At 64.0% G+C, this 17050-nt stretch carries 14 protein-coding genes; 6 read left to right on the top strand and 8 right to left on the bottom strand.

The features are described from left to right. Positions 1–141: 141 nt before the first annotated feature. From F8A90_RS17005 to tkt, 7 genes are all read right to left on the bottom strand, one after another. The gene (locus F8A90_RS17005; RefSeq protein WP_200018123.1) at positions 142–1062 is read right to left on the bottom strand and encodes a nuclease-related domain-containing protein; all 921 of its coding nucleotides are present in this window, start codon (positions 1060–1062) and stop codon (positions 142–144) included. A gap of 77 nt (positions 1063–1139) precedes the next feature. Continuing rightward, a complete protein-coding gene (locus tag F8A90_RS17000) occupies positions 1140–1592 on the bottom strand; it encodes a YbaY family lipoprotein (RefSeq protein ID WP_200018121.1) in 453 nt (150 codons plus the stop codon). Between the two features lie 51 nt (positions 1593–1643). Next, positions 1644–2018: a translation initiation factor Sui1 gene (locus F8A90_RS16995; protein WP_043335744.1), complete on the bottom strand. Its 375-nt coding sequence runs from the start codon at positions 2016–2018 to the stop codon at positions 1644–1646. A 185-nt stretch (positions 2019–2203) separates the two neighbouring features. Further along, the gene (gene fba / locus F8A90_RS16990) at positions 2204–3268 is read right to left on the bottom strand and encodes a class II fructose-bisphosphate aldolase (RefSeq protein ID WP_200018119.1); all 1065 of its coding nucleotides are present in this window, start codon (positions 3266–3268) and stop codon (positions 2204–2206) included. Between the two features lie 119 nt (positions 3269–3387). Beyond that, a complete protein-coding gene (locus F8A90_RS16985) occupies positions 3388–4551 on the bottom strand; it encodes a phosphoglycerate kinase (protein WP_043335739.1) in 1164 nt (387 codons plus the stop codon). Beyond that, positions 4548–5654, bottom strand: coding sequence for a type I glyceraldehyde-3-phosphate dehydrogenase (locus F8A90_RS16980; protein ID WP_233593671.1), 1107 nt, complete (start codon positions 5652–5654; stop codon positions 4548–4550). Before F8A90_RS16980 ends, F8A90_RS16985 begins: the two co-directional genes overlap by 4 nt. 462 nt (positions 5655–6116) lie before the next feature. After that, on the bottom strand, positions 6117–8111 hold the full coding sequence (gene tkt, locus F8A90_RS16975) for a transketolase (protein WP_200018116.1): 1995 nt from the start codon (positions 8109–8111) through the stop codon (positions 6117–6119). 508 nt (positions 8112–8619) lie between these two features. On the opposite strand from tkt, the gene metK reads away from it, so the two are divergent. The 3 genes from metK to F8A90_RS16960 all read left to right on the top strand — a co-directional run bounded on the left by metK (position 8620) and on the right by F8A90_RS16960 (position 11945). Beyond that, positions 8620–9840: a methionine adenosyltransferase gene (metK, locus tag F8A90_RS16970; protein ID WP_200018115.1), complete on the top strand. Its 1221-nt coding sequence runs from the start codon at positions 8620–8622 to the stop codon at positions 9838–9840. A gap of 176 nt (positions 9841–10016) precedes the next feature. Further along, positions 10017–10520 carry a M48 metallopeptidase family protein gene (locus tag F8A90_RS16965; RefSeq protein WP_200018114.1) on the top strand — a complete coding sequence of 168 codons (504 nt, stop codon included), beginning with the start codon at positions 10017–10019 and terminating at the stop codon, positions 10518–10520. A 153-nt stretch (positions 10521–10673) separates the two neighbouring features. After that, on the top strand, positions 10674–11945 hold the full coding sequence (locus F8A90_RS16960; RefSeq protein ID WP_200018107.1) for a cation:proton antiporter: 1272 nt from the start codon (positions 10674–10676) through the stop codon (positions 11943–11945). Positions 11946–12044: 99 nt separating this feature from the next. Here F8A90_RS16960 and F8A90_RS16955 read toward each other — a convergent pair whose 3' ends face one another. Beyond that, the gene (locus F8A90_RS16955; protein WP_192838984.1) at positions 12045–12785 is read right to left on the bottom strand and encodes an aspartate/glutamate racemase family protein; all 741 of its coding nucleotides are present in this window, start codon (positions 12783–12785) and stop codon (positions 12045–12047) included. A 373-nt stretch (positions 12786–13158) separates the two neighbouring features. Between F8A90_RS16955 and F8A90_RS16950 the strand changes: the two genes are divergently transcribed. The 3 genes from F8A90_RS16950 (at position 13159) to F8A90_RS16940 (ending at position 17047) form a co-directional block, all read left to right on the top strand. Then, entirely contained in the window at positions 13159–14634 is a 1476-nt protein-coding gene (locus F8A90_RS16950) for an NCS1 family nucleobase:cation symporter-1 (RefSeq protein WP_200018105.1), read from the top strand. Positions 14635–14844: 210 nt separating this feature from the next. Then, positions 14845–15993 carry a GGDEF domain-containing protein gene (locus tag F8A90_RS16945; protein ID WP_200018100.1) on the top strand — a complete coding sequence of 383 codons (1149 nt, stop codon included), beginning with the start codon at positions 14845–14847 and terminating at the stop codon, positions 15991–15993. A gap of 178 nt (positions 15994–16171) precedes the next feature. Next, positions 16172–17047 carry a UDP-2,3-diacylglucosamine diphosphatase gene (locus tag F8A90_RS16940; RefSeq protein WP_233593371.1) on the top strand — a complete coding sequence of 292 codons (876 nt, stop codon included), beginning with the start codon at positions 16172–16174 and terminating at the stop codon, positions 17045–17047. Positions 17048–17050: the final 3 nt, after the last annotated feature.

Genomic DNA, 17050 nt, shown 5'->3' with positions numbered 1-17050 from the left:
TGTCGCCAATAGCGCCATCATTGCGATAGCGCGCTAAGGTTGCCAAGGCTGGACCGGCGCGTATTTAACGACGGGCGGGTCGCCTTGGCAAGCCTTTGTCCGGCGCTGCCATGCTCCGAGGGAGTGAAGCATGGCGGAGGATCAACTGGTGGCGAGGCGCTCGGCCTGAACGCGGTCGAGAATCGCCTCATTGATGCGCTGCTTGAGGGCGTCATCCAGGGTCGGGCAGCCATCTTCGGGAGCCATGCAATGGGTGCTCAGCCAATCGGCCAGGCCCTCGCCATTGACGACCTCGGGGTCGTTCTCGCGCTGGGCACCTTCGCGCACGATCTGCCAGCCGGGCAGTGCCAGCAGCCCTTGCACCGGCACGTCGACGCCACATTCGCGCTTCAGCCAGGCCGCGGTCCAGTCGCGCGCGGTACGTGTCTCGCGCAGCGGCTTGCGCTCGCGATAGCCCGGGAAGTACAGGCGACCATCCTTGAGCTTGACCTCATCCTTGAGTGCGCCCAGTGCATCCAGCGGCCGCGAGCGCGCCTTGGTGCGAATGGCGTAGGCACCGGCGGGGGTGACCACCAGATGATCGATGTGGAAGCCGTCGGCAGGCACGTCGTGATAGACCATGCTGGTCAGCTGTTCGGGGCGGATGAGCTGGTCGAGCTCCTGACCGATGGACAGCTCGCAGGCCAGCCCCAGCTTGAGCTTGCGGATACGCTGGAAGTGCCGCGTCAGGCGCAGCGCGAAGATCAGCACGAACAGCGCACAGGCGAGGCCATAGCCTGCCCACTCGAGCCAGTTCTGCTCTTCGCTGAACACCATGCGCCCCATGCCGTAGACCAGCGGACTCAAGGTGATGAGCGGCCCGAGTGCCCCGTCGAGAAACAGCGCCTGGAAGGCATCATCGAGACGGTCACGCAGGCTCTGGCCCGGTTCACGCAGCTGGCGGCGGGTCAGTGGCGACTGGATGCGCCGCTCATGCAGACCACGCATGCCCAGCACCACCAGCGCGATGGCACCCAGTGGGGTAAGGAAGAAGACAGGTAACAGGTATTCCAGCCAATCCATTGGAGTGTCCTATCTATGGGCTATGAGCCATTGCCCCGGAGAGATGGGCGTGAGCAGCTCAGGAGCCCGGTGCATGATCAATGCCCCAGTGCCCGCGGCAGCGGCGTGAGCGGGATCTCGACCTCACCCTGCGAGGTGCTGGCGTCACCCAGCACCGGCACTGCGCTGTCATTGATCCAATACAGGCGTCCATCGCTGCGCACATCGGCTTGCAGCGCGTAGCGATGGCCTTCCTCGATGGCGTTGCGATCGTACTGCAGGCTGACTGGGAAAGGCCCTTCACGCAGGCCGCCATAGCGGGTACTGGCAATCAGTCCGGCCTCGGTGTCGGCGCGGGAGACATCCACCAGGCGCACTTCCAGCATCGCATCCGCCGGTGCCGTGAAGGCCTGCTGTGGCACCACGCGCGCCTCCAGCTGCGTGAAGTCCGGGCCGGTCATGCAGCCACCCAGCCCGAGCGTGGCCAGCAGCAGGCCAGAGAGCGAGAGCGCGTGAGCCGAAGGTCGGCGTGGCGTGATGAAGTTCAGCATGGGAATCCCTTGTGCAGCGAGATGGAAGGCAATGGTGCGGGCAGCAGGCGTTCAGCCACCGGCCAGCTTGACGGTATAGCCCATCCGCGTGAGTTCAGCCTTGAGCGTCTCGCGATGATCGCCCTGGATCTCCACGATGCCATCCTTGAGGCTGCCGCCAGTGCCGCACCGCTGCTTGAGAGTCTTGGCCAGGGCCTTGAGTTCCTTCTCGGCGAGCGGAATCCCGCTCACGGTGGTCACTCCCTTGCCCTTGCGACCGCTGGTCTCGCGACGGATGCGCACCACGCCATCGAGGCTTGCCAGGCGTTCACGCTCGGCGAGGTCGGCACATTCGCACTCGGCTTCGGCACGCCGACACTCAGGGCAGGTTGCGCCATGTTCGGTGGAATAGACAAGCCCGGACAGTTGATCCTTGAGCGAGGCCATGATGTCTCCTGCGATACGGTGATGAATGATCAATGCCAGATGGAATCTCGAAAGGATACCTGCGTGCGCGAGAGGCTGGCACCCTGAGGCGCATAAAAAAGGCGACCCCCGAAGGGTCGCCTTTCTCTTCATTTCCTGCCTGCTGCGTGTGGGCAGGCAGGGAGACCTTGGCGTGTGCCGTCCGATCAGTTGATCTTCGGGTCCAGCTCGCCACGGTGGTAACGCTCGAACATCGCTTCGAGGTTGATCGGGTCGATCTTGCTGCCATGGCCGGCGGCACCGAAGGCTTCGTAGCGGGCGATGCAGATGTCGCGCATCGCCTTCACGGATTCCTTCAGGTACTTGCGCGGGTCGAATTCAGACGGGTTCTGCGCCATGAAGCGACGGATGGAACCGGTAGAGGCCAGACGCAGATCGGTGTCGACGTTGATCTTGCGCACGCCGTGCTTGATGCCTTCGACGATCTCGTCGACCGGCACGCCGTAGGTCTCCGGAATCTTGCCGCCGTATTCGTTGATGATTTCCAGCCAGTCCTGCGGCACGGAGGAAGAGCCATGCATCACCAGGTGAGTCTCGGGGATGCGGGCGTGGATCTCCTTGATGCGCTGGATGGACAGGGTGTCACCCGTCGGCGGCTTGGTGAACTTGTAGGCGCCATGGGAGGTGCCGATGGCGATGGCCAGGGCATCGACGTGGGTCTTCTTGACGAAGTCGGCGGCTTCTTCCGGGTCGGTCAGCATCTGGTCGTGGTCCAGCTTGCCTTCGGCACCGATGCCGTCTTCTTCACCGGCCATGCCGGTTTCCAACGAGCCGAGGCAACCCAGCTCGCCTTCGACGGACACGCCACAGGCATGGGCCATCTCGACGGTGCGACGGGTCACATCGACATTGTATTCGTAGCTGGTCGGGGTCTTGCCGTCTTCGCCCAGCGAGCCGTCCATCATCACCGAGCTGAAGCCCAGCTGGATGGAGCGCTGGCAGACTGCCGGCGAGGTGCCGTGATCCTGGTGCATGACCACCGGGATATGCGGGAATTCTTCCACCGCAGCCAGGATGAGGTGGCGAAGGAACGGCGCGCCCGCGTATTTGCGTGCGCCGGCGGAGGCCTGGACGATCACCGGAGAATCGGTGTGATCGGCGGCTTCCATGATGGCGCGCATCTGCTCGAGGTTGTTGACGTTGAACGCCGGGATGCCGTATCCGTACTCGGCTGCGTGGTCCAACATCTGGCGCATGCTGATCAATGCCATGACATCACCTGTCTTTTTGAGGAATCGAGTGGAGAAGCGTCGGGTGCCCCCCGTCAGCTGACGGGGAGCGACCTTGTGGCCGTGACTCTAAGCCTGCGCCAGTGAGGACACAGGCGGGTTCAGCTTGCTGCGGCTTCCAATGCCGCAACGGCCGGCAGTACCTTGCCTTCCACGTATTCGAGGAAGGCGCCGCCACCGGTAGAAATGTAGGAGACGCGCGACTCGACGTCGTACTTGTCGATGGCCGCCAGGGTGTCGCCACCGCCGGCGATGGAGAAGGCGTCGCTCTCGGCGATGGCCATCGCCAGCTGCTCGGTGCCGTTGGCGAACTGTTCGATCTCGAACACGCCGACCGGGCCGTTCCACAGAATGGTGCCGGCGTCCTTGAGCAGTGCACCGAAGCGCGAGGCGGTCTCCGGACCGATATCAAGGATCATCTCGTCGTCCTGGACGTCGGCGACGGCGCGCACGACGGCTTCGGCCTTGTCGGAGAACTCGGTGGCGACGACGACGTCGGTCGGCAGCGGAATCTCGACCTTGTCCATCAGCGCGCGAGCGGTATCGAGCAGGTCAGCCTCGTAGAGGGACTTGCCGACGTTGTAACCGGCCGCCGCGATGAAGGTGTTGGCGATGCCGCCACCGACGATCAGCTGGTGGCACTTGTCGGACAGCGCCTTGAGCACGTCGAGCTTGGTGGAAACCTTGGAGCCACCGACGATGGCGACCATCGGTGCACGCGGTGCGGCGAGTGCCTTCTCGAGGGCTTCCAGCTCGGCGGCCAGCAGCGGGCCGGCGCAGGCGTCCGGCGCGAAGCGTGCCACGCCATGGGTCGAGGCCTGGGCACGGTGCGCGGTGCCGAAGGCATCCATCACGTAGACATCGCACAGCGCGGCATAGGCGCGGGACAGGGATTCCTCGTCCTTCTTCTCGCCCTTGTTGAAGCGCACGTTCTCCAGCAGCACGACCTCGCCTTCGGCGACATCCGGTGCCGTGTCGAGGTAGTCATTGATCAGGCGCACCGGGCTGCCCAGCAGCTCGCCCAGATGTGCCGCGACCGGTGCCAGCGAGAACTGGTCTTCCGGCTCACCCTCGGTGGGGCGGCCCAGATGACTCATCAGCATCACGCGTGCGCCGGCGTCACGTGCCGCCTTGATGGTCGGCAGGCTGGCACGGATGCGCGCGTCGCTGGTCACCTGACCGTCGCGGATCGGCACGTTGAGATCTTCGCGGATCAGCACACGCTTTCCGGACAGGTCGAGGGCGGTCATCGTTTGCACGTTCATGACGGGTTCCTTGGTCGTGAATCGGTGGAGAGAGCTTCCCTCGCCAGAGGCGTTGTCATCTCGCAGGCGTGCCAATGGGTGGCGACGTCCAGCATGCGATTGGCAAAGCCCCATTCGTTGTCGAACCAGCACAGCATCTTGATCAGCCGGCCGCCGGCAACACGGGTCTGGGTCGCATCCACGATACCCGAGCGCGGATCGTGGTTGAAGTCGATGGAAGCCGTCGGCTCCTCGCTCAATCCCATCAGGCCCTGCAGGCGTTGTGCGCAGGCCTCGCGCAGCAGGTCATTGACCTCGCTCGCCGTCACATCACGTTTCACCTCGATGGACATGTCCATGCAGGACACGTTGATGGTCGGCACCCGCAGGTGCAGACATTCGAAGCGTCCTTCCAGATGCGGCATCAGGCGGTTGATGCCCTTGGCCAGCCCGGTGTCCACCGGCACGATCGAACTCATCGCCGAGCGTGTCAGGCGCAGGTCCGTCTGGTGGTAGGCGTCGATCACCGGCTGGTCGTTCATCGCCGAGTGCACCGTGGTGGTGACGCCGCGCTCCAGTCCGAAGGCCTGTTCCAGCACCGTCAAAATCGGAATCAGGCAATTGGTGGTGCACGACGCCGCCGAGACGATGCGCATTCCGCTGCTCACTTCCGGCCCTGCGGGAGCCAGCGCCGACTGGTTGATGCCGCACACGATGGTGGCATCGACATCGGCGTCGGTATCGCCGGGCTGCGAGAACAGCAGGCGTCCGGCGCCTGCCGCCAGATGACGCTCGGCGGTGGCGCGGTCCTTGAAGCTGCCTGAGCACTCCAGTACCAGATCAATCCCCAATGCCCGCCAGGGCAGGCAATCTGGATTGGCCTCGGACAGGATGCTGATCGCATGCCCGTTGACGACCAGCTGGCCGTCACGTTGTTCCACCGTGCCGGGGAAGCGGCCGTGGGTGGTGTCGTAGCGGGTCAGATAGGTGATGGTGTCCAGATCTGACAGCTCGTTGATCGCCACCACCTCCAACGGCAGTGCCTCACCGCGTGCTTCACGTTCTACCAGCGCTCTCAGCACACACTGACCGATGCGTCCGTAGCCATTGATGGCCACTCGCAGGGGAGCGTCTCCCTGGCGTCGGGATGCCTTGTCTCCCTGAGGAGCGTCGGCGGTGTGCAGAGGCGGCTGGTGGTTCAAGGATGTCGTGTTCCGAGTGTTTTTCAGGGGGTCCATGGTAGCGCATCGCTTTGCTGGGCGGAGGGAGCAAAAGGCGCGCAAGCGCCTGATTTCTGGTTTTTTTCGTCTAAGGATACGTAGTCACACTACTCAACTGGAGGGGTTGTGTAGTCGCCATCCGCGTTGTCTGTCGAGGGCTGGATCGCCGGAGAATGACCGCTCATGCAGGATGAATCGTGTCATCTAAGCGCGACTCGCATGAGCCGCGTCGACTACAGGCGACAGCCGGTGACGGTGGAGGGCTGCTCGAGTGTCGCACAGACGAAAACGCCGCCGCTCCCAGCGGGAGGCGGCGGCGTCGATCTGCATCCCACTCCGTCATCGACGGGGTGGGTCAGGCGGTGATCAGCCCAGCAGCGTGTTGGCGCGTTCGACCACGTTCTCGACCGTGAAGCCGAAGTGCTTGAACAGGTCGCCAGCCGGCGCGGATTCCCCGAAGGTCTCCATGCCGATGATGTCGCCGTTCAGGCCGACATACTTGAACCAGTAGTCACGGTGACCGGCTTCGATCGCCACGCGCGCGGTGACGGAAGACGGCAGCACGGATTCGCGGTAGTCCGCGTCCTGGGCATCGAACAGGTCGGTGGCCGGCATGGACACGACACGCACGGCGCGACCGGCGGCTTCCAGCTCGGCAGCAGCGTCCATCGCCAGACCGACTTCGGAGCCGGTGGCGATCAGGATCACTTCCGGCTGGCCGTTGGCGGCGTCCTTCAGCACGTAACCGCCACGGCTGATATTGGCCAGCTGGGCCTTGTCACGGTTCTGATGCGGCAGGTTCTGACGCGACAGGATCAGCGCGGTCGGGCCGGAGTGACGCTTGATGGCCGCATCCCACGCCGCCGCGGTTTCCACGGCATCCGCCGGACGCCAGGTGGACAGGTTCGGCGTGGTGCGCAGGCTGGTCAGCTGTTCGATCGGCTGGTGCGTCGGGCCATCTTCGCCCAGACCGATGGAGTCGTGGGTGAAGACGTAGACGGCCTGCTGACCCATCAGGGCGGCCATGCGAACGGCGTTGCGCATGTATTCCATGAAGATCAGGAAGGTCGCGCCGTACGGGATGAAGCCGCCGTGCAGACCGGCGCCGTTCATGATCGCGCCCATGCCGAACTCACGCACACCGTAGTGCAGGTAGTTGCCGCTGAAGTCTTCGCGGGTGATCGCCTGGGCGCCCTTCCAGAAGGTCAGGTTGGACGGGGCGAGGTCGGCGCTGCCGCCGAGCAGTTCCGGCAGCTGCGGGCCGAGCTGGTTCAGACACTCGAAGGACGCCTTGCGCGAGGCCGGACTGTCGCCGGCGGCCTGGGCATCCTCGATCATCTTCTCGCTGGTCAGGGCGTGCGGCAGCTTGCCTTCCAGGCGACGGGTGAACTCGGCGGCCAGTTCCGGGTGTGCTTCGGCGTAACGGGCGAAGCGTGCATCCCAGTCGCTCTCGAGCTTGGCGCCGCGCTCGCTGGCGTCCCAGCCCTGATAGATGTCTTCCGGAACGTGGAAGGGTGCGTGGGTCCAGCCCAGCTTCTCGCGGGTGGCAGCGACTTCGTCATCACCCAGCGGCGCGCCGTGGCAGGACTCGGTGCCTTCCTTGTTCGGGGAGCCGAAGCCGATCACGGTCTTGCAGATGATCAGGCTCGGCTTGTCGTCGTGGCTCTTGGCCAGCGCGATGGCGGCGTTGATCTCTTCCGGCTTGTGGCCGTCGACGTTGGAGACGACGTGCCAGCCGTAGGACTCGAAACGCTTGGCGGTGTCATCGGTGAACCAGCCCTCGACTTCGCCATCGATGGAGATGCCGTTGTCGTCATACAGGGCGATCAGCTTGCCCAGACCCAGGGTACCGGCCAGCGAGCCGACCTCGTGGGAGATGCCTTCCATCAGGCAGCCATCGCCCAGGAAGCACCAGGTGGTGTGGTCGACGACGGTGTGACCCGGACGGTTGAACTGCGCCGCCAGTGTCTTCTCGGCGATCGCCATGCCCACGGCATTGGCCAGACCCTGGCCCAGCGGGCCGGTGGTGGTCTCGATGCCCGGCGCATAACCGTATTCCGGGTGACCGGCGGTCTTGGAATGCAGCTGGCGGAAGTTCTGCAGATCTTCAAGGCTCAGCTGATAGCCCGTGAGGTGCAGCAGGGAGTAGAGCAGCATGGAGCCGTGGCCGTTGGACAGCACGAAGCGGTCGCGATCGGCCCAGTTCGGGTTGGCCGGGTTGTGCTTGAGGTGGTCGTTCCAGAGCACTTCAGCGATGTCGGCCATGCCCATGGGGGCGCCGGGGTGGCCGGACTTGGCCTTCTGAACGGCGTCCATGGAAAGTGCACGGATGGCGTTGGCCAGGTCAAAACGGGAAGGCATGCAGTAGCTCCTCGCCTGCGGGCGTCAAGAGTGGGGCAATGAATCACGGCGTGCTGCGCCGGACGCCCAGTGCATCCCGAGAACCAGGGCATGCTGCTGCCTGGGTCTCCTTCAGGACTGTGCGCCTGAAACAGTGCGCCGGAAAGGACAGTGCGTCGCGTGAACCTTGTACGCGCGGACTCGCGTCCGAGCGTGATCTCCGGGCGGGTATTGTCACCGAGATGACAGGGCGCGGCAAATCGCATCCGGGATGTGCGCTCGTCCAAAGGTGGCAACGGCTTATTACCCTGTGTGCAGCGCTTGTCGCAAAAAGGTCTCGATTGGACGGCCCCACGGGCCCCAATACGCTAGGAACTCACATAAGTGGCGTGTAAACTCGCCCCCCCGAGGTTCAACCGCCCGTGTTGAGCTTCATCGTGCGCCGCAAGCGTGTTTCTACTCGGTCGTCAACGCAGTCTGCCGTCAGTGGCCGAATCATCCCCGCATCCGAAAAGAGGGTCGAGGACCAATGAGCGAATACTCACTCTTCACATCCGAGTCCGTGTCCGAAGGGCATCCGGACAAGATTGCCGACCAGATTTCCGACGCCGTGCTCGATGCCATCATCGCGCGCGACAAGCAGGCACGCGTTGCGTGCGAAACGCTCGTCAAGACAGGCGTTGCCATCGTGGCCGGTGAGATCTCCACCAGCGCGTGGGTGGATCTCGAGGAGCTGGTACGTCGTGTCATCACCGATATCGGCTATACCTCTTCCGACGTCGGCTTCGACGGCGAGACCTGTGGTGTCCTGAACCTGATCGGCAAGCAGAGCGTCGATATCGCCCAGGGCGTCGATCGCACCAAGCCGGAAGATCAGGGTGCGGGCGACCAGGGCCTGATGTTCGGCTACGCCACCAACGAGACCGATTCCTTCATGCCGGCGCCGATCCACTACGCTCACCGTCTGGTGGAGCGTCAGGCGGAACTGCGCAAGAACGGCATGCTGCCGTGGCTGCGTCCGGATGCGAAGAGCCAGGTCACCTTCCGCTACGACGAAGCCGGCAAGCCGGTCGCCGTCGAAGCCGTCGTGCTGTCCACCCAGCATGACCCGGAAGTGTCCCAGGAAGACCTGCGCGCGATGGTCAAGCGCGAGATCATCGAGCAGGTGCTGCCGGCCGAGTGGCTGTCCGAGACCACCGAATACCACATCAACCCGACCGGCAACTTCGTCATCGGTGGCCCGGTGGGTGACTGTGGTCTGACGGGTCGCAAGATCATCGTCGACACCTACGGCGGCATGGCCCGTCACGGTGGTGGTGCCTTCTCCGGCAAGGACCCGTCCAAGGTCGACCGCAGCGCCGCCTATGCCGGTCGCTACGTGGCCAAGAACGTCGTCGCCAGCGGCCTGGCCGACAAGTGCGAGATCCAGGTCTCCTACGCCATCGGTGTCGCCGAGCCGACCTCCGTCTCGATCAACACCTTCGGCACCGGCAAGATCAGCGATGCCAAGATCGTCGAGCTGGTGCGCGAGCACTTCGACCTGCGTCCGTACGCCATCACCACCATGCTGGACCTGGCGCACCCGATGTATCAGCTGACCGCTGCCTACGGCCACTTCGGTCGTGAGCCGTTCGAGCACAGCTACAGCTGGACCGACGTGACCGGCGAGCAGAAGACTGAAACCTTCACCGCCTTCCCGTGGGAAAAGACCGATCGTGCCGCTGGCCTCAAGGCTGCCGCTGGCCTGTAAATCCGCCAGTTCGACAGGCCTGGCAGGTGGCGGATGTCTCGCCCCTCGCCGCCCGGTGTCATGACAAGAAAACCCGCCTCGGCGGGTTTTCTTGTCTCTGGTGAAGCGTGAGCAGTGCGAGCCCGACTGACACCTAGGCCTGACCCTTTGCCGGACAGCAACAGGAGAGAGGCCCAGTGGCTGATCTACGCTATCTCAAGGGCTACGGCTCCGAGATTCAACAGCAGGCGAGTGAGCTGCTGGAATCCGGCAAGACGGCAGCCTTCTTTCTCGGCAAGTATCCCGAGCCTCATCAGCTGCAGGGCGCGCGGGCGCTGCATGACTACACCATGGCCCTGAAGAATCGGTATCTGCGTAGCTCGGCGCCGATCAGCAAGGTGATCTACGACGACCGGATTCACGTCATCGATAACGCCCTGGGGCTGCACACTTTCGTGTCGCGGGTGCAGGGCAACAAGCTCAAGGCCAAGCATGAGATTCGCATCTCATCGCTGTTCCGGCGCCTGCCGGAGCCACTGCTCAACATGATCGTGGTCCATGAGCTGGCGCATCTGCGCGAGAAGGCCCACGACAAGGCGTTCTACCGGCTCTGCTGTCACATGCAGCCGGAGTATCATCAACGTGAGTTCGAGCTGCGTCTCTATCTCTGCCACCGTGAACGCCACGGCGATCTCTGGTAGCCGCGCTCCGCTCTGGTAGCCATGAGCCGCTCTGGACAGTCACGCTCAGTTCAGACAGCCACGCGGCCGCTCACGACACAGAAGAACCGGAAAGAATGACAAGGACGTCATGCCATCAGGGGTATCGGCGCCACTGCAAAGGACCGTTTTCGGATGCTCAATCTCGCTGCACTGTTCATCACCATCACTGCCGTGTGCATGTGGTTCAATCATCGCGTCCTGCGTCTGCCGCCGACCATCGGCGTGATGGCCATCGGCCTGGTGCTGTCGCTGGGCGTGATCGGGCTCGATCACTTCGCGGTGACCACCGTCGTGGCCGATACCGCGGAAGACTGGCTGGGGCGCATCAACTTCAACAGCCTGCTGATGGACGGCATGCTGTCCTTCCTGCTGTTCGCCGGCGCGCTGCACGTGGATCTCTCGCGTCTGAAGGCCTATCGGCGCTCCATCGGCCTGCTGGCCACGCTGGGCGTGCTGATCTCGACGCTGGTGATCGGCTCCGCCGCCTGGTGGCTGTTCCAGTGGGCCGGCATCGAGGTGCCCTATCTGTATTGCCTGGTGTTCGGTGCGCTGATCTCGCCCACCGACCCGATCGCCGTGCTCGGCATCATGCGCAGCGCCGGCGCGCCTGCCGACATGGAGATCCGCATCGTCGGCGAGTCTCTGTTCAATGATGGCGTGGCGGTGGTGCTGTTCACCGCGCTGCTGAGCGCGGCCTCGGCCGGCAGCGGTGAGGTCGAGCTCGGCCACATGGGGCTCCTGTTCCTCGAGGAAGCCGGCGGCGGCATTCTGCTCGGGCTGGCACTGGGGGCGCTGGTCTATCAGCTGATGCGCAGTATCGACCAGTATCAGGTCGAGGTGATGCTGAGCTTGGCGCTGGTGCTGGGCGGCTACGCGCTGGCCTCGGCGCTGCACGTCTCGGGGCCCATCGCGATGGTGGTGGCGGGGCTGATCATCGGCAACATGGCGCGTGATGGCGCCATGTCCGACAACACCCGCCGCTATCTGGACGGCTTCTGGGAACTGGTCGACGAGATTCTCAACGCGGTGTTGTTCGTGCTGATCGGTCTCGAGCTGGTGCTGATGCCGATCACCCTGACCTCGATCGGCATCGCCCTGGCGCTGGTGGCGGTCATCCTGCTCTCGCGTCTGGCGCTGATCGGCCTGCCGCTGAGCCTCTTGCGGCGCTGGTATACCTTCCGTGCCGGTACCACACGCGTGCTCACCTGGGGTGGCCTGCGCGGCGGCATCTCGGTGGCGCTGGCGCTGGCGATTCCCGAGGGTGACTTCCGCGAGCCGCTGGTGGTCACCACCTACATCATCGTGCTGTTCTCGATCCTCGTGCAGGGGTTGAGCATCGGCAAGCTGGTGACGGCAGTGGTCGGTGATCGCCGTCATTCGCAGGAGTCGAACGACCAGCATTGAGTCAGGGCCTGCCAAGAGAAACGCCCCCTCACTGACAGCGGTGAGGGGGCGTTTTCGTTGCTGTCGCGAGAGGCAAGCCAAGGGCATCGCAATGGCAGGTCAAAGGGCGGCCAGCCCCCGGGCAAAGACGCCGCTGAGCGGCTTGGCCTCGCCGCCCGGTGCCGCGCGGGTGACGGCGGGCTGGCGCATCAATGTCAGCAGCAGGTCCCGTCCCGCAAGCAGCGGGTCGACCACCGGCAGACCGATATCCCGAGCGATGGCGTCGCGCAGCGGGCCCATCGCGGCGCAGCCCAGCACGATGCTGCCGGCACCGCTGGCCTTGGCCTGCTCACAGCTCTCAAGCAGCGCCTGCGGGGGAGTGCGCGCCTCTGAAAGCGCCAGTACCGGGACGTCACAGGCCAGCAGGGCCTTGCACAGCGGACGCATCGCATAGCGCTCCAGCAGCTGCTCGGACATCGGCAGCGTGCTGGTCATGCTGGTGACGATGGCAAAGGAGGGAGCCGCCAGCGTGGCCATGTGCATGGCGGCCTGGGCGATGCCGATCACCGGGACGGGGCTCAACTCACGTGCAGCCTCCAGGCCGGGGTCACCGAAGCAGGCCAGCAGATAGCCATCGGCGGGGGGCGTGTCCAGCAGGCCCTCACGATCACGGGCGATCAGATTCAGCAGCGCGACCACCGCCATGGCTTCCTCGACGGCCGTCTCGATGCTGGGAGCGCCATGCTCGGCGGTCAGTACCTCGAGCCGGACGTCATCCGCGAGCTGTCGTTGCAGCGAGTGCGCCATCTGCTGGCTCATCGTCTGGCTGGTGTTGGGATTGATGACCTTGAGGCGCAACATGGCGCGTGTCTCCTGTGATGGGCTCGGCTGGCAGGGTTGGGTGAGACGTTCGAGCAGAGTGGACAATACGCGAGCAGCATCCGTGCCAGTCCAGTGATACCCACTGCCGCAACGTTGGTTTCATCGTCAGTGCACTTCTGTGGTGCATATGGCTAATACAGCGGAAGTTGATGGTGCCCGATGTCTCAGGAGTCGCCACGCACATGACGTTGCTGGCAGGGACGTCATGCGGAGAGGGCCTTGAAGAAAACGCTGGAAGATTGAAAATCCGCAACAAGTGTTTCACTGGCACGCTTGTTGATAAGGGGAGGGCATGGCGAGGCATGACGCCTCGTGACTGGCCGATGGCCCACAAGCCCCTCTGGAGACAACAATGACACCCCAGACTCCCCCTGATCTGAGCAACGCGAGCAAGCGGCTCATCAACGAGGACCTCGCCCCCTGCGAGCAGAACTGGAACTGGTACAACATCTTCTCGTTCTGGATGTCCGATGTGCACAGTGTCGGTGGCTACGTCTTCGCCGCCAGCCTGTTCACTCTGGGGCTGGCCAGCTGGCAGATTCTTGTCTCGATGCTGGTCGGCATTCTGGTGGTGCAGGTGTTCGCCAATCTGATCTCGCGGCCCAGCCAGCAGACGGGGGTGCCCTTCCCGGTAGTATGCCGTCAGTCCTTCGGCATCTATGGCGCCAATATCCCGGCGATCATCCGCGGGCTGATCGCGGTGGTGTGGTACGGCATCCAGACGTATCTGGCGGCGCATGCCCTGATGCTGGTGCTGCTGCGCTACGTGCCGTCACTGGAAGGGTTGACCGAGACCCAGTTGTTCGGGCTCTCGCAGCTGGGCTGGTACTGCTTCCTGTTCATGTGGGTGCTGCAGGCACTGGTGTTCTGGTGGGGCATGAATGCGGTGCGCCGCTTCATCGATTTCGCCGGGCCAGCGGTCTATGTGGTGATGTTCGCGCTGGCGGGCTGGATCGTCTGGCAGGCCGGCTGGGACAACATCAGCTTCACCCTGGGCAGCAAGACGCTCTCGGGCAGCGACGCCCTGTGGCAGATGGTGATCGCCGCGGCTCTGGTGGCGGGCTACTTCGCCGGGCCGACGCTCAACTTCGGAGACTTCTCGCGCTACTGCGCTACTCCCGGTGATGTAAAGCGCGGCAATTTCTGGGGCCTGCCGGTCAACTTCCTGCTGTTTGCCGTCATCACCGTGGTGGTGGTGTCCGGCACCCAGCCCATCTTCGGCGAGATGCTGCATGACCCGATGGAGACCGTCGCCCGCATCGACAATGGCGTCGCGGCAGCGCTGGGTATCCTGACCCTGGTGCTGGCGACCATCGGTATCAACATCGTGGCCAACTTCGTGTCACCGGCGTTCGACTTCTCCAATGTGGCCCCGTCCCGCATCAGCTGGCGCATGGGCGGCATGCTGGCCGCCGTCGGCTCCATCTTCATCACGCCGTGGAATCTGTTCAACAATCCGGAAATCATCCAGTACACCGTGGGCATTCTCGCCGCGGCCATCGGCCCGGTGTATGGCGTGATCCTGTTCGATCACTATCTGGTCAACAAGGGCGGCATCAACACCCGAGCGTTGTTCACCGACAGCGCGCAGGGCGAATATTTCTTCGAGAAGGGCGTCAATGTCGCGGCGGTCAAGGCGCTGCTGGCCTCCTCGGCGGTGACGCTGGTCATCAGCTTCCTGCCGCTGGGTGACATCACCCACTTCACGCTATTCATCGGCGGCCTGATGGCGGCAGGGCTGTATGGCATCTTCTCGGGATATTGGCTGGGAGATGCCGCTTCCGCGCGCATCTATGTGCCTGCTGGTTCACGCGGCAAGGTCGTCTGACCGCAGGCGAAAGGCGCGAGTCACGTCGAGACGCTCAGGGCCCGTACCTTCCCGGTATCGGGCCCTGAGTGCATCTCGCCGCCAGGACACGTGGCAGTAGCGTTGGCGGGACGCGAGCCGTCGGGATAGGGGGAGGCTGGCGGCAGGTGTAGCATGAGGCCATGCCCCAGCTTTCCGAGAGGACGTGCCGTGTCGTTCCATGATCACCTCATGCCATGCAGTGAGATGGAGGATGAGGAGTCTCGCCATTATCGGGCGCGACTCAATCATACCTTCGTGCTGTTCGCGATGGCGGGTCTGGCGTGCTTTCTGCTGTTCGATTACTTCCAGGTCCCTGACGCCTGGCCGACCCTGTGGCTCGGGCGCTTCCTGCTTCTCGGTGTCTGTGTGCTGTGTGTGACGCTACTGCGTCGCCAGCCACGTCGGCCCGACGATATCGCATTGCTCGGCGCCGTCTGCGCCAATCTGTATTTCTGCTTCGGCGCGACGATGATCCAGGATGCCATCACGCTATCGCTGTGGAACCTGAGCTTCTCGACCTCCATGCTGATCGCCATGCCGGCGTGGCTGGTGTGGGGCTGGCGGTACCAGCTGGTCAGCAGTCTGCCGTTGATACTGGGCTATCTGCCGCTCTTTCTATGGCTGAGCCCGCTCTCGCTCAAGGACCTTGCCGGCGCGGGAGGTGCCTACATGATCGCGACGATGATCATGGCGCCGGCGCTGGCGCACGCCCGCAGCTCCACCTTCCTGCGTACCGTCAAGCTGCGCCGGGCACTGGAGGTGCGCAACGCCGAGCTCAGCCACATGAATCAGCAGCTGCTCACGCAGCAGCATGAGCTGGAATACCGTGCCAATCACGATCTGCTGACGGGGCTGCCCAATCGCCGTTTCGGCTTCGATTTTCTCGAGCGGATGCTGGCCGAGAGCACGAGCACCCGGCAATGCATGTCGATCCTGTTCGTGGATGTCGACCGCCTGAAGCACGTCAACGACAGTTTCGGGCACGCCGAGGGTGATCGCCTGATTCAGCTGGTGGCCCGGAGTGTCGGCCTGGCGGCCGGTGAAGACGGGCTGGCATGCCGCCTGGGCGGCGATGAATTTCTGGTCGTGATGCCCGGTGCCTGTGATATGGCCAGCCAGCAGGCGACGACCCAGCTGATGCGCCATCTTCAGGAACAACGCCTGCAGCAGCAAATATCCTTCCCGGTCGAGGTCAGCATCGGCCGCGTCACCCACGACCCGGTATTGCAGGGCGATGTGGATGTCGATGATCTGATCCATATCGCGGATGACCGCATGTATCGTCAGAAGCGCGCTCGGCGGCGAGCCATGGCGGGGGCCAACGATCCTCAGGCGTGAGAAAGCCCGCGATCTTTCCTTCTGCCATGCGGCAAGTGATTGATGGCAAAGGCTGTCATCGCTTTTTCATGTCGCTGTTACGGGTATGTCATCGCCTCCCCTCAGTCTTGCTGGGCAACGACAGGGGCCATCTGGGCCTCGCCTGTCGATTTTGCCTGGCAACCCGGAGGTGACTGACATGACCGCTTTGCAATCGGCTCCCCGTGCTGAAATGCCGCCTGCTCCCGACGCTCTCGGTCAGGTTCGCACGCTGTTCATCTCCGATGTGCATCTGGGAACCCCGGACTGCCAGGCGGCGCTGCTTGCAAGGCTGCTGCGCCGCGTGCGTCCCGAACGCCTGTATCTGGTCGGCGATATCGTCGACCTGCTGGCGATGCGCAAGCGTGCAGTGCTCGACAAGGACCAGCAGGCGCTGGTGGCGCGGGTGCTGCGTCTGGCGCGCAGCGGCTGCGAGGTCATCTACATTCCCGGCAATCATGATGCCGCCTTCCGTCGCCTGTGTGGTCTGAAGCTGCACAACGTGAGCATCGAGCGGCGTGCGATCCATACCACCAGCAGTGGTCGTCGCCTGCTGGTCTCCCACGGCGATGAATTCGACACCCATGTGCGCATCGCACCGTGGCTGCTCAAGCTGGGCGATGGCATGCACGGCTTCATCCTGTCGCTCAATCGCTGGTGCAATCGCGCGCGTGGCATGTTCGGGCTGCCGTACTGGTCGCTGGCCAGCGCGCTCAAGCGGCGTAGCGGCACCGCCCAGCGCTATGTGGCCCAGTTCGAGGAAGCCGCCATGCGCCAAGCGCGTCTTGAAGGCCTGGACGGCTATGTCGGAGGACACATCCACCAGGCGGGCTTTAGGGTCGAGGAAGGCGTGCTCTACTGCAACGACGGTGACTGGGTCGAGCACTGCACCGCGCTGGCGGAAGATGCCGAAGGCGCGCTGCACCTGATCGACTGGCAGGGGCAGATCATCGAGACGGCGCCGCGCCATCTGATGCCGCGTCAGGCGCCGGCCGCGTCGCCTGACGCCGTCACGCCCGGGATGGTCGGCGCCTGAGCC

It is taken from the genome of Cobetia sp. cqz5-12, assembly GCF_016495405.1.
Classification (GTDB): domain Bacteria; phylum Pseudomonadota; class Gammaproteobacteria; order Pseudomonadales; family Halomonadaceae; genus Cobetia.
Note: the sequence above shows the minus strand (reverse complement) of the source record. Positions and strands in the feature narration are given on the sequence as shown.

Excerpts from the sequence above, each read along its gene's own strand:
- metK (WP_200018115.1), top strand. The coding sequence starts at position 8,620 with ATGAGCGAATACTCACTCTTCACATCCGAGTCCGTGTCCGAAGGGCAT.
- F8A90_RS17000 (WP_200018121.1), bottom strand. The coding sequence starts at position 1,592 with ATGCTGAACTTCATCACGCCACGCCGACCTTCGGCTCACGCGCTCTCG.
- F8A90_RS16950 (WP_200018105.1), top strand. The coding sequence starts at position 13,159 with ATGACACCCCAGACTCCCCCTGATCTGAGCAACGCGAGCAAGCGGCTC.
- F8A90_RS16945 (WP_200018100.1), top strand. The coding sequence starts at position 14,845 with ATGCCATGCAGTGAGATGGAGGATGAGGAGTCTCGCCATTATCGGGCG.
- F8A90_RS16940 (WP_233593371.1), top strand. The coding sequence starts at position 16,172 with ATGACCGCTTTGCAATCGGCTCCCCGTGCTGAAATGCCGCCTGCTCCC.
- tkt (WP_200018116.1), bottom strand. The coding sequence starts at position 8,111 with ATGCCTTCCCGTTTTGACCTGGCCAACGCCATCCGTGCACTTTCCATG.
- F8A90_RS16955 (WP_192838984.1), bottom strand. The coding sequence starts at position 12,785 with ATGTTGCGCCTCAAGGTCATCAATCCCAACACCAGCCAGACGATGAGC.
- F8A90_RS16995 (WP_043335744.1), bottom strand. The coding sequence starts at position 2,018 with ATGGCCTCGCTCAAGGATCAACTGTCCGGGCTTGTCTATTCCACCGAA.
- fba (WP_200018119.1), bottom strand. The coding sequence starts at position 3,268 with ATGGCATTGATCAGCATGCGCCAGATGTTGGACCACGCAGCCGAGTAC.
- F8A90_RS16960 (WP_200018107.1), top strand. The coding sequence starts at position 10,674 with ATGCTCAATCTCGCTGCACTGTTCATCACCATCACTGCCGTGTGCATG.
- F8A90_RS16985 (WP_043335739.1), bottom strand. The coding sequence starts at position 4,551 with ATGAACGTGCAAACGATGACCGCCCTCGACCTGTCCGGAAAGCGTGTG.
- F8A90_RS17005 (WP_200018123.1), bottom strand. The coding sequence starts at position 1,062 with ATGGATTGGCTGGAATACCTGTTACCTGTCTTCTTCCTTACCCCACTG.